Source organism: Pseudomonas sp. CCI4.2 (assembly GCF_034350045.1).
Lineage (GTDB): Bacteria > Pseudomonadota > Gammaproteobacteria > Pseudomonadales > Pseudomonadaceae > Aquipseudomonas.
In genome coordinates, this window is record NZ_CP133781.1 from 3,485,238 (window position 1) to 3,498,350 (window position 13,113).

10 protein-coding genes are annotated in these 13,113 nt (G+C 52.9%); 2 read left to right on the top strand and 8 right to left on the bottom strand.

Going from position 1 to position 13,113, the window contains the following annotated elements:
* Positions 1 to 144: 144 nt before the first annotated feature.
* A complete protein-coding gene (locus RHM65_RS15780; RefSeq protein WP_322165041.1) occupies positions 145 to 1,338 on the bottom strand; it encodes a benzoate/H(+) symporter BenE family transporter in 1,194 nt (397 codons plus the stop codon).
* Between the two features lie 244 nt (positions 1,339 to 1,582).
* Between RHM65_RS15780 and RHM65_RS15785 the strand changes: the two genes are divergently transcribed.
* Positions 1,583 to 2,185, top strand: coding sequence for a glutathione S-transferase family protein (locus tag RHM65_RS15785; protein WP_322165040.1), 603 nt, complete (start codon positions 1,583 to 1,585; stop codon positions 2,183 to 2,185).
* Between the two features lie 26 nt (positions 2,186 to 2,211).
* Positions 2,212 to 2,601, top strand: a complete 390-nt coding sequence (locus RHM65_RS15790) for a lysozyme inhibitor LprI family protein (protein ID WP_322165039.1) — start codon at positions 2,212 to 2,214, stop codon at positions 2,599 to 2,601.
* Between the two features lie 337 nt (positions 2,602 to 2,938).
* On the opposite strand, the gene RHM65_RS15795 is transcribed toward RHM65_RS15790, so the two are convergent.
* The 7 genes from RHM65_RS15795 to RHM65_RS15825 form a co-directional block, all read right to left on the bottom strand.
* Positions 2,939 to 3,310, bottom strand: coding sequence for a glutathione S-transferase N-terminal domain-containing protein (locus RHM65_RS15795; protein WP_322165038.1), 372 nt, complete (start codon positions 3,308 to 3,310; stop codon positions 2,939 to 2,941).
* An 85-nt stretch (positions 3,311 to 3,395) separates the two neighbouring features.
* The gene (folE, locus tag RHM65_RS15800; RefSeq protein ID WP_322165037.1) at positions 3,396 to 3,941 is read right to left on the bottom strand and encodes a GTP cyclohydrolase I FolE; all 546 of its coding nucleotides are present in this window, start codon (positions 3,939 to 3,941) and stop codon (positions 3,396 to 3,398) included.
* A 488-nt stretch (positions 3,942 to 4,429) separates the two neighbouring features.
* Entirely contained in the window at positions 4,430 to 9,493 is a 5,064-nt protein-coding gene (locus RHM65_RS15805; protein ID WP_322183782.1) for an RHS repeat-associated core domain-containing protein, read from the bottom strand.
* 22 nt (positions 9,494 to 9,515) lie between these two features.
* Complete coding sequence (locus RHM65_RS15810) at positions 9,516 to 10,580, bottom strand: hypothetical protein (protein WP_322165035.1); 1,065 nt, start codon at positions 10,578 to 10,580, stop codon at positions 9,516 to 9,518.
* 38 nt (positions 10,581 to 10,618) lie between these two features.
* A complete protein-coding gene (locus RHM65_RS15815; protein ID WP_322165034.1) occupies positions 10,619 to 11,599 on the bottom strand; it encodes a hypothetical protein in 981 nt (326 codons plus the stop codon).
* Between the two features lie 356 nt (positions 11,600 to 11,955).
* A complete protein-coding gene (locus RHM65_RS15820; RefSeq protein ID WP_322165033.1) occupies positions 11,956 to 12,513 on the bottom strand; it encodes a Smr/MutS family protein in 558 nt (185 codons plus the stop codon).
* Positions 12,514 to 12,618: 105 nt separating this feature from the next.
* Complete coding sequence (locus RHM65_RS15825) at positions 12,619 to 12,939, bottom strand: hypothetical protein (protein WP_322165032.1); 321 nt, start codon at positions 12,937 to 12,939, stop codon at positions 12,619 to 12,621.
* Positions 12,940 to 13,113 lie beyond the last annotated feature (174 nt).

The window sequence follows — 13,113 nt, forward strand, 5'->3', positions numbered from 1 at the left end:
TTGAGGTTGCAGGGTGTCAGGACTGAAGCCTTCCCGAATAAATTCGGTCCCACGGTTTTTGGCGCTACACAGATTCTGTAGGAGCTGCCGAAGGCTGCGATAAGGTCCGAAGGACCTTCGCCAACACGTTGGCTCCTAAAGATTTCAGCCCTTGTGGCTGTTCAAAATGATCAACGTCAGCACCCCGGCAACAATCCCCCAGAACGCCGAGCCAACCGAGAACAGTGTCAGGCCTGATGCGGTGACCATAAAGGTGATCAGTGCAGCTTCACGCTCTTTGGGTTCGTTCATGGCGACGGTCAGGCCGTTGATGATCGAGCCGAACAACGCCAGCGCAGCAATCGACAGCACCAGTTCTTTGGGCAAAGCAGCGAACAAAGCGGCCAGTGTCGCGCCAAACACGCCAGCAATGCCGTAGAAAATTCCGCACCAGACCGCGGCGGTATAGCGTTTGTCGCGGTCTTCATGGGCGTGCGGGCCGGTGCAGATCGCCGCGCTGATCGCCGCCAAGTTGACCCCGTGAGAGCCAAACGGTGCCAACAACAGCGACGCAACGCCGGTCACCGAAATCAGTGGCGAGGCCGGTACCGTGTAGCCGTCGGCGCGCAACACGGCGATCCCAGGCATATTTTGCGATGTCATCGCCACCACAAATAGTGGGATGCCAATGCTAATAGTGGCCGCCAGCGAGAACGACGGCGTGGTCCAAATCGGCGTGGCTACTTCCAACGCGAACCCGCTGAAATCCAACAGGCCGAGCATGCCCGACACTGCGCTGCCGACGATCAACGCGGCGAGCACGGCATAGCGCGGCGACACACGTTTGATCAGCAAGTAGCAGAAAAACATGCTCAGCACCAAGCCTGTGCGATGCTGCGCCGCGACGAAGATTTCACTGCCTATCTTGAACAGAATCCCTGCCAGCAATGCCGCCGCCAGCGACGCGGGTATGCGCTTCACCAGACGCTCGAAACTGCCAGTGACACCGCACACAATCACCAGCACGGCGCAGGTGATGAATGCACCAATGGCCTCGCCGTAGGAGACGCCGCCCAGGCTCGTGATCAGCAGTGCCGCGCCCGGCGTCGACCAAGCCACCGTGATCGGCGTGCGGTAACGCAACGACAAGCCAATACTGCAAACAGCCATGCCAATGAATAGCGCCCAGATCCAGGATGAAATCTGCGCACTGGTCAAACCGGCCGCTTGGCCCGCTTGAAACATCAGCACTAATGAGCTGGTGCAGCCGGTCATCATCGCGATGAACCCGGCGACTACAGCAGACGGCGAGCTGTCGGCAAACGGCCGCAGGCGAGCGGGGGTGGTGGCATCGGTCATACGGGTTTTCCTTAACATCGTCTGGTCATGCGTAAGCCTAAACCGTGTGGTTACCGTATGTTGCAATACAGCGAGCGGCACAATGAGCCGTACAGTCAATAAATCCGGCGACAGCGGCGTAATTGTAGTCAGCTGCTTAAAGCGGGCCGTCGCGATATACTCGCAGCCAGTTTGAATCACGTCATACGCTTGTGGTGTTCGCGTGTAATGGTGTTTATGAAAGGCACGTAGCGGGGAGAGGTCTATGTATACGGTTTATGGCGATTACAACTCAGGTAATTGCTACAAGATCAAATTGATGCTTAGCCTTTTGGGCATCGACTACCGCTGGGTGGCGGTGGACATTCTTGGCGGCGAAACAGAGACGCCGGCGTTTTTGGCGATGAATCCCAACGGCAAAATTCCGGTGCTGGAACTGGAAGACGGCACGTATTTGTGGGAATCCAACGCGATCCTGAATTTTCTTGCCGATGGCAGCCGATACCTGCCCAGTGAACCGCGCTTGCGCACTCAAGTGCTGCAATGGCAGTTTTTTGAACAGTACAGCCATGAACCGTATATCGCGGTCGCCCGGTTTATTCAGTTCTATCTGGGGCTGCCGCAAGAGCGCATGAAGGAATATCGCACCATGCAAAAAGCCGGTTATCGCGCGCTGGCGGTTATGGAACAACAACTCACCCGAACGCCGTTTCTGGTGGGCGATGCATTCTCCATCGCGGACATCGCGCTATATGCCTATACCCATGTTGCCCATCAAGGAGGCTTTGACCTTGAAACCTACCCAGCTATTCGCCATTGGCTTGTACGGGTTGCACAGCAGCCGGGTTATGTTGGGATGTTGGACTGATGCTGACATTTAAGGAGTATTCAGCAATGCGTTATTTGATAGCCGCTGTTATGACGTTGGGCATCGGCTGGGTGAACCTGCCAACCGCTATGGCGGACGACTGTGATGCCAATCAGGCAGCCATGAACGCCTGCGCCGACCGAGACTTAGCCAGTGCTGATGCTGATTTGAACCGGCAGTACCAGACGCAGATGGCGTATCTGACAACCCCAGCACGCAAACTGGCGCTGAAGAACGCGCAGATCAAGTGGATTGCTTTCCGCGACGCCGATTGCTTATACCAAGTCGGCAAGCCGGAGGACTCGGGGACCATCTGGCCACTGTTGCACGCGCAATGCATGGCTGCACTTACCCTGCAGCGGGTGGAGCAGTTGAAAGCGTATGTCTCCTGCCGAGAGGGTGGATGTCCTGATTGATTTGAGATGGGCGCCACCTGAATAACGCTAGAAGCTCAATCTGTGGGCCCGAATTAATTCATGCCCTGAGGTGGTCCGTCAACGCGTGGGAGACTGTGGGAGCAGGCTTGCCTGCGCAGAGGCCGGTAGTCACGCTGCTGATGTCGACCTTAAAACCGGGTCGCTTGCAATGACGCTTTCGTTGGCAAGCCAGCTCCCACAGAGACGTCGGCAGAAACGCAAGAGTAGGCATTGAACGTCTGATCGCAGCCTTCGGCTGTTACAGAAATTTATGTGTCGCCAGAATCCGTGGGACCGAATCATTCGGGAAGCGGTAGGTCTGGCAAACCGTGTGCGGTCAAACCGCCGCAAACCGCTGTTGCAAGTAGTCGATGATGACCTTGGATTCATACATCCAAACAGTCTGGCCGCTTTCTTCGATACGCAGGCAGGGCACTTTGATTTTGCCGCCTTCGTTCAGAAGCGTTTGACGATCCAGTTCGTTGTTTTTCGCGTCACGCAAGGCAACCGGCACGTTCAAACGGCGCAGGGTGCGGCGGGTTTTAACGCAAAACGGGCAGGCGTGGAATTGATACAGGGTCAGGTCTTGCGCGGATTGGTCGACAGACGCCTGAGCAGCGGGGGTGCGCTGTTTTTTACTCGGGCGGGTAATGAAGTCGATCAACAGTATAAGTTGGCCCAAGCCAACCCTTAAAGCCTTCATGAACACAGTGATGCCTCGCGGTAAGGGGTAAAGCGGAGATGGCGCTGTTCAGGTGCAGACGATTTTAACCGTGCGGCACCTAAACGACAGATCACTTGATCAGACTGAGGAATTCGCTGCGCGTGGCCGCATTTTCGCGAAACTCACCCAGCATCACCGACGTGATCATGGATGAGTTCTGCTTCTCGACGCCGCGCATCATCATGCACATGTGCTTGGCTTCAATGACCACTGCCACGCCCAATGCACCGGTGACCTGCTGGATTGCTTCGGCAATCTGGCGGCTGAGGTTTTCCTGGATCTGCAACCGACGTGCGTACATATCAACGATGCGTGCGACTTTCGACAGGCCAAGCACTTTGCCGTTGGGAATATAGGCGACGTGGGCCTTGCCGATAAACGGCAGCAAATGGTGCTCACACAACGAATACAGCTCAATGTCTTTGACCAAGACCATTTCACTGGCGTCGGAGCTGAAAAGGGCACCATTGGTGACTTCTTCGAGGGTTTGTTCATACCCGCGGCACAGGTACTTCATAGCCTTGGCCGCACGCTTAGGCGTATCGATCAACCCTTCGCGAGAAACGTCCTCGCCCAGTTGACCCAAAATCGCGGTGTAATTCTGTTCCAGTGTCACAGGGCTGTGTTTCCGTGTGGGTTCAATAATGGGCGACATAGTAGCGTACGTAGGCAGGCAGGTGTATTCCTGCGACGTGTAAGCCGAGGCCCGGCGCCAAGGAACAGACATTAATTGCAGTCAATTCAGATCTTTACCGAACCTTTACAGTCGTCGCTCCATCATCCTGTCAGTTGCGCTGTCTGAATTATTAGGTAACAAATACCTGCCGTGAAGAGAGTGAGTGAGATGAGCCGATTCGTAAAAGTTATGATTGTTGTAGCGGTATTTTCATCCATGTCGGGCTGTTTCTTCGGACCTTGGCATGATGGTCACTGGCATGATCACCGGTATGCTGATGGCCGCCGTTACTGATGGTCAGCCGGGCCTGGTATTTCTCAGGCCCGTTTGAGCCATCACCGGAAGGCTGCGCCTAGAGGGATTAGTCGTCGCGGCCTTCACCCCGTTTCCGCTATCGTTGATGAGACTCCTATTCCATCCGTAAGTAGCTATCTAGGGTGATAGACCGTTTGGCGCGCGAGTTTTAAATCAGGAATATTATTAAAACGGTCATACGCTTTCATGAATGGATTTGTCCGGATGGAGCGAATCTGGTTGTCCAGACCGTCTGTCATAGTCATTAATTTCTGCGTATACATGTGATCGTAAGTCAATATTGTGTGTTTATAACCGATCACGTCTCGCTTTATTACGTTTGCCACTTCTTGCGCTGCCCCCGATCGGCCTCCCCAGCACGCGGCCAGGATGAGCGGTTTATCAGTGGGGTAGCTCATGGCCGTCAACTCGGGTGCGATATCGCGAACGGCCACTTTGGTGGCCGAGGTGTATTTCCCGCTAGCGCTCAACAGGTTTGCGAACGGTTCCCCATGAGTGGTATAGGCTGCAAAGCCCCGGCCCAGAAAATCTTGTTGAAACATCACATCGCCTCCCCCGGAACTGTCGAGCCGAATAGTCCGAGTCGTTCCGGGAGTACCTGCTGCTGCTATCTTTTGGGCGCCGCGTCCTACAAAGTTGGCATAGGCCTTGGGGAGCTTCGGTATGAATCCGGTTACCGTCGAAGCAATACCAGTGCCCATGGAGACCCACCCGAGAATGCTGGTTGCCTTTTGATCTCCGCCGGTAGCCTCCAGCGTCATCGCCGCGACGCCTGTCGCCAGTGATATCACGCCGAGACCCGCCGACGCTATGGCGAAGGCTCCTCCCGCGGTGAGTGACGCCAAGCCGAGGGAAAACAGCCCTGCAATTGCTGGCGTAGCGGCTCCCAGCGATGCGACAGTTCCCGCAACGGCCAGCGCCAGCCCAATTCCGGCGATGACCCAAGTCAACCAGCCGTGCCCGTCGGGATCAATATTGTTCACGGGATCGCCACCGCAATAAGCGTATCCGTTCAAACCTCCGCGACCAAATGGGCTTTCGCTGTCAGGGCTTAAGAAACACATGAGAACGGGGTCGTAGGGCCTGTAACTTCCGGGCATGTACCATCCGGTAAACGCGTCCATTAGCTCACCCGCGAAGCCCATCCCATTTGTTGGTCGGTTCGCCTGACTCGCTCCGTGTGCTGTATAGCTAAACGTGCGTGACGTCTCATCGACTTCGAGGCAAATCGAACCTTGCGTATCGCCTCCCAGCAACATCACGTGAGCAGGGGCTATTTGCTCGTTGAGATCTGTCGCTGCATGCACAGCGTTACTCAGCCTACTGTGCGCAAACACAGCGGTTGCATTACCGACGTAGGTTACCCAACCGTCTTTGTCGTGTGTGTTAACTAACCGGTCGCCTTGGTAAAAGTGCCGTTGTGTTTCTCCGTCGAGCATACGGTCAGCTATCAGCCCCATGGGTGTGTAGCGGTAATGGCAGGCTCGGGATCCATCTATAACTGATATCAGGCGGTTTTCTGCGTCCCAGACTAGGTCTCGTCCCTGACCATCCTTCAGCACATTCCCGTGGGCGTCGTACTCCAGCTCCAACGATGACGGCCAGGACGGATGGGTATGGATTACCCGTGTAACTTTAGTGGGGTCGCTGACGCTGTAAGTGAACGATGCCTCATCGAGTTGCCCGTTAGCGTACTCAGTGACAACCTTCTCGTTGCCGTCTAAAGCATTAAGGGTAAACGTTTGCCGCTGAAGGATATTGCCGTAAGGGTCAGTCGGGGCGTCAATTCCCGATGCAGTGTACTCAATGAGCCTACTGCGGGTGTCGTATTGATACGACTCCTCACGTAGCAACTGCTGACCGTTGCTCCATGTCCGGGTGGCCACCTGATCTTTTTCCGTATAGGTCATTTTCAGGTTGAATAGTTGTGGTCCCTTATCAGTGGCGATTGAGAAGGTTCGGGTGATTTCTCTACCAAATTCGTCATAGGAAAACGCCTGAGTTATTAATCTAGTGTGGCCAGAGTCTTCAGTCCGCGTACGGTATGGTCGGGAAAATCCATCATATTCGATACTCACTGTTACCGATTGACTGTTCAGTACGGTTGGGCGCCCAACGCTATCATATTCGATAGTATGTATCGCACCGGTTACATCTGTTGTACTTTGTAAACGGCCCTCTAAACTATAGCGAGACGAGGCCGTGTACTGATCTCCCTCAATGTTCCATGTTTTAACAATAGGCTTTCCTGATTTGGCGTAGGTGGTAGTTTGCTCGCCCAATCGTCCCGATGCCCGAATCATCTGAGCGTGCAGTAGATCGTAACTATAATCGGCTCTCTCTCCATTGCCACGGGTTCCGATGAGCTTGTTGTCCAGTAATGGTTCGTACAGGTACTGAAGTATGTGCCCGCGTGCAGTCGTTTCGGATTGCGGCGGTATCAACCCTGCTACATACAGAAATGTGGTCTGGCGGCCGAAAACGTTCAAGCTGCGCTGCCTTCCTGTCCCGTCGAATGTTTGCTGCCCCACGATGATAGGTGTTCCAACCGCAGGTGAGACCGTGACTGACTCCGGATGATCCCCGTCGCTATGGGCTGCATAGGTCCAGTCCACCACCGTCCCGTCTTGTAACTTTGTCTGGGTCACTCGGCCATACACGTCATAGCCAGTATGGATCTCAGTTGGCTGGTCTTCGCTTGGCACAATCAGGCGTTGTGCGATGACACGGTCCAGCCCGTCTCTTCGGTCCTCCTGTGTGCGCAATAATTGGCATTGCAGGTCGTACTGTTGGATGCGAATCGAGCTGCCTGCGATATTGTTTAGCGACACAGTAACTGCGGCCAGTTCACCGTCGCTGCCTTCCAGCCAAGCGCGGGTTTCCAGGCTGACTGGGTCGCTGAGCGTATGTTCGGTCACCCCATCTGGCCGGTGCGCAGCACTTTGTTTACCCCAACCGTTATAGGCATAACGAGTCGTCAGACTCAGGGGAAGTAGCTGATCGGGTAGCCAGTCTAAAGTAGTCACCTCTTGTACTTGGCCGATGGCATTGTACTGGTTGCGGGAAACTTCTCGAAAAGTCCCAGGCAGGTTATCGACGTCTTCGAGCTCTTTACGTATTACCCGTCCATCGCCGTCAAGGTACAGCCGCTCCCGTGCTCCATTCACATCGGTTTTTTCGACTGAAACCAAAGAGTCTCGCAGGCGTCCCGATAACTGAAAACGGCATGTTTCTATGGCTTCATACAGCGTGCCAGGTGTGATCGTTTTACGAACGACTCGTCCTAATGAGTCATGTTCATAGAGGGCCTGCACGCCATTCTGATTTTGCTCACGTTGGGTTAAACCTGTGAATGTAGAACGGACATTGCACTCGGTGATGGAGTTTTCGGCATTTCTTTCAAAGCCAGTGACCGTTGCCCAGACAGTCAGTTGATTGTCTTTGTTTTCATATCGGTACAGCGTGGTGGTGTCTAAGTTGTTCAAAGTCGTCACGGACGAAAGGGGACGGCCATGGTGTGCTCCGCCATCACGGACATAAGTTTGTGTCGTGCAGTCTATTAACTGCTGGCCCGATACAGTCAACTGTACAGTTTGTTCTTGTTGGATGACGATGTGGGCCTTGGAATCTGTTATTAGAGAGGGCAACAGTTCATAGCGATAAAGAGTCGCCAGCGTTGGTGCTTCATCAGCTGAGCCATCTTCAACTAGGGCAGGCCTCACAGTGTATTGCTTTAGCCAGCGCGAAAAACCATAGGGGTCGGCGGGGCAACCCTCTGCCCCTGCCGCTGGATAGTATTCCCGCTCTTCGACTACCCCGGTCGCGGCGCGAAAATATAAGACATTTCCAGTTTCATCATAGCGAGTTTCGGTCAGTTCAGTTCGACGGGCAGAAGGTGACTGTGTGGTGTCCTCATACTCGGTGGTGATTTCTGTGGGCAGTTGGCACCAAGGCTTCTGATCTGGCCAAGGAATCGACGGGTCTTCATCGTAGGCCGTAGTAGTCCTGACAATGCAACCCTGTCTAATGACGGTCTCTTCAGTTTGAAGGTGGAAGCGGTTCCATGTTCGCGAGATCGTGGTCAGTTCTTCGCCTGTTAAATCCGAAACGGTCTCAGTGACCCCATAGTTATAAGACTCCCCCAATTGGTAGAGGTTATCAGTGCCGTCGGTCCAGTCGATGGGGAGAGTGGAGCCGTATCCGAAGAGGTTGTTGGAGCCTGACCATTCGTAAGAAGTCAAGGTCCCCGGCTGCTCCTGCCCGGGACTATGAACCCATGACGCCACTCGAGGAAGTGACGCCAATGGTGCGCCAGCAGGTAGCTGATGACCGTTAAGTCCGGTGGCGTAATAAATAGTGTCATGGCTGCGTAGTGGATTTTTGATGTCGCTAGGAAACAGCAAATAATCGTACTCGTCGTATATGAAATCCCAGCGGCTTTGGGCATCGTCCGAAAGAACAACAGCGTTCAGTTGGTTGTTGCCTACCAACAATTTGACGGTTGAAGACTGATCAGTTCCAGGATTGGCGACGAGGGTAACGTCATGGAGTACGAAATCATGTGTGATTTCCAGTAGAGTACGTGATTCGTACCGCACAGCTAAAAGGTAAGCGACGTCGCGGGTAGGCAGCCAATCTATAAAAACGTGATGGCCCTCTTGGGAGCGAACGCTTACTAATAGAGCAACGCCCATCTCGCTCTGATATTCCAGGGTTTCGGTTTCGCCAGACTTGTATTCGATCCTGAAACTAATGCCTTTGTCATCTTGTGAAATAACACGGAAGCTCTCGAGTTTTTTATCAAAAAATACCAATTCTCCTTCGTCGTTGAAGTTAGAGTTTTTTAGGTCAAGGCTGTACTGGTCGCCCGTAGAAAGTCGTAATAAGCCAGTATTGAAATTCAACTCAGATAACGTAAGAGCCCAGCCCCGTCCAAAACCATTATTCTTGGCTGAACCCAAAGGACTAAATGCGAGATTCGGCGATACGGACGGTCCACACATTGCGTTTGCTTCGCCCATGGGTAGCGTCAGTGCAAGTGTAAATTGACCGGTTCGGGCATCGACTCCGGTTCGAATATGGTTGATAAAGTTGCTGGCCTGAGAGTAAAGCCCACTGCCATTTTGGAGGCGAGTTAAAGAGGGCCGTGTGTGATTGTATGTGGATCCCTCTTCCATGATCTACCTCCATGAGCGCAGGTTAGTCAACCGGGTTGTCACCCAATGAGATTGTATTACCATCACCGGAGTGATTGACCCAAATGATGCTCTCGTTGCCGAAGTTGTCGATATAACCTACCTTAGCGCTGTCATGTTTTCCCCCTGCGTAGTGTGCACCGTATCTATCAATAATACGACTGGCTGACGCCTTTCCGTCACTTGCCAAAAACTCATTTACATAAAAAGTTATGCTGTAATTGTTGGTGGGTACAAACGTTTTAAAGGTGACTATCCGGCACCGGTCAGCCTTGTAAGCAGTCTGGACTTTATTGGAGTCTGATTTGTTCCAAGAGTAATGCCATGTGTCGGCTTGTACAGTGTAGTGCACGCTGTTTCTGATTTTATACTGTGGATTGATAAAATAAATATCATATAGATCTACGTCGAAATGATCATTGCCATTTGCGTCGTGGCGAAAGGCATTGAAAGCGCTCGCGCCAAACACAATAGGGGTTTGAGGTTGCACAGTCAGGGAGCTGTTGAATTTACCGCCGGTGGGCTTGCCACCACTGTCAACTTCCGGGCTGTGGGTGTGAAAAGTGTCGCCATTGGGTGAAGTGATACTGGCGGCAATGCGTACAGTGTCGGGGCTGGTTGTTGTGTACCATCTAATAATTTGTTGGCGTTGAACTGTGTTTTCCTTGCTCTTGACTTCATCAATTGGTTGAGAAGAACTGTCAGTCCTGTCGGGCTCTGAGGTATAGAGCGTTGACTCTGGATAGTAGTCATACTCCGGGTGCCGCGTTTGGCTGAGGGTCGATAACTCGATCCCGGTTTGATAGTGACAAAAAGAAATCCGCTCAAGATCCCCGTTTTCCAGAGTGACAATTTCGTTGTTAGCGTTCCTCGCTTCAATGATTACGGTTATGGGGACTTGCTGGCGCCCGTTCCTGTACACGTGGGCTGTGGAATTATCTTGTGTCCTTTGATTGTAAGTTATTTGAAACCAGCTGAGGGTCGCCCAAGAGACGCCACTTTCTTGGTTGGTCAGTGCGCCGGGTACCACCGAAGATGGTTCGTGGGTGCCATTTTTATCCTTTTTCATAAAAACTCCAACGAGTGAGGTCGGCATTAGCGGCTGAGTTATATATCTATTAGCTCAAGATTGGTTCGCGCCTCAAACCCTGACACTCCTGTAAAACTAATCCCGATAGAATGATCATTTCCGTTCATGTCTATCCCGGCCAGTCTACAGGGGCCGTTGCAGGTGTTTGCACTGGCGCTATGGTAAGGTATGTTAATGCCGCCCTGCAGGACGATGGTTAATCTGCCTGGGCTTTGATACGTGACAAACTGTAATCTTTCTGCCTCGAAAGCGGCGCCTATTACGACGTCCTCATTGTAATTAAATTCCGATTGGCTTGGGCTAGCGCAGCCGACGTTGGAGGCCCTGGTTTCAGCGGGATCTTTATCATCCCATTGAATCATACCGAGTGGGTACAGTATTGCTGACTGAAAAAATAAGTATGTAGGATGCAGTTGGTATTCATAGGCAAACTTGCCGAGCGCTTCAGATCCGCTCACGAGTCTGCGGGTAAAGGTGTAGTCGGCTGGCGCTGAGAAGTCGGGCTTCCTGACAGCTGACAGTATAACGCTGTGGTCAAGTGGAGCGATTGATTGATACGTTTCGTCCTCGCTCTTCGAGGCTTGCGCGCGCAGCTTAATCGCGGCTCCTCCAATTGCGGTAGACAGGACATAGAATACTTTCTGGAAAAAGGCTTTCGGCTGATTTGACGATTGTTCTTTATTAATAATGCGGGGCTGTTGGTCGACGGCTACGGGGTAATAATCGTATTTATCTTTTGTTTCGCTGTACCACCAGTCATTATTTAGTTGTTGTTCTGGTAAGGGTCTGTAATCACCATTACTTTGTTCCACAACGATGCGCAGCGATTTTTTCTGCGCATCAGTAAGTGGGAATTCTGCCCTGGTTTCTAAGGTAAGTGTGACTTCAACTTGTTGTCGCCCGTTGGCATATAACATCGAGCTGCCGGAAGTCGTCTCGATGTTCATATCAATCAACCATATGAGAGGGTTTCCTGCTGTGGTTCGAGCGCGTTTCATGGGCTACTTCCTGTAAGAGGAGTTTCTTCCGTCGAGCAAGTTTCTCAGCGTGGAAGGAGTGACATCGTGGCTGCATAGTATGGGACTGTGGGTGCACGCCAGGCCAGTCGGACTGGTATAAATTTAGTTGATCGATCTGAAGGGTTCAAGTGACTGTAGATGTTTGTTGATACCGTTTGGCGATTATGGCTGGTTCAATTAAATATCGTCGATTTCGATTTCGATATGTAATGCCATTAGTTGAGGGAAAGCCTGGTACCTTTTTTTCGAGATAATGTATTAACAAGGATGGAGCGAGTCATCCGCCTGTGGGCCGTGAAGCAGATGAACTCTATGTCATGACGATTGGCTTGGGATTACTCGTCGCGGCCTTCCATCATTGTGCGTTTAAGCACAACGTAAACCGCGCCTGCACCACCGTGTTTCGCCAGGCAGGAGCAAAAACCCAACACTTGAGGGTGTTGGCGTAACCACGTATTGACGTGGCTTTTGATCAGCGGTCGTTTGCCATCCAGTCGAACCGACTTGCCGTGAGTCACCCGCACACAACGGACTTCGAGTTTCGTGGCCTCCGCCAGGAATTCCCACAAGGTTTCACGCGCGACTTCTACCGTCATGCCGTGCAAGTCCAGGCTGCCCTCAAAGCTGATCTGGCCGAGCTTGAGCTTGCGCATTTGCCCTTCCTGAACCCCGTCTCGCGACCAACTGAGCTCATCTTCGGGTCCGACATCAATCACAAACTGATCTGACAGCCCATCAACCGTCACCGAATCGGTGCGAACGGTTGCGGCCTGGCGCAGTTTGGCGATGTGCTTACGGTCAGTCTTGGGTTTGCCGACGTCGGCATGGTCTTGCTTGATCGGCTTTACGCCGCGGATCTCATTCTTGAACAGGGAAAAATCGTCGTCTTGCATGTGAGCCTCCGCGCAGGAGGGATAGTTTACCCAAGTCGTGGCTTATTCGGCGCGGATAAAACGATTTTGCCCAGCGCGCAACGCTTCAGGCAGAAAGCGGCGGCTTCAATCGTGCTTCTTCATCAGGTGTGGAGACATATTAAGCGAGCCAGTGCGACGCAGGCGACGACGGCAGCGGCGCCACAACCAAACACCCACATACAACACGAACACTCCGGCAACCACTACCAGTGATGCGCCGAGAGGGCTGGCGTTGAGGTCACCCAACGCAGGGGGGTGACCAATCAAGCTGGCGATACCCGCCAACATCAGCAATACCCCGCCGGTTGCCAGCAGTGCAGCAAATGCGGCGCCAAAGCGCGTTCGCCAATTGCCAGGGCCTTTGGGGCGCAAGCGACGAGCATCGAAACCATCGGATGTTTTCATTCCGATTTTTCCTCTCAGAGTATCGGCGCTCTGACCAGTATATGACCGCCTGGTTCCCGATAAGGGGTATTCAAAGGCAAATGCAAGTGATTAATGGATGGGCGGTTAAACGGTGTAGCGGTGCTGGAACAGGTTTTCATGACGCTGGAACCGCCGAAGCGGCGAGGGCGGTTC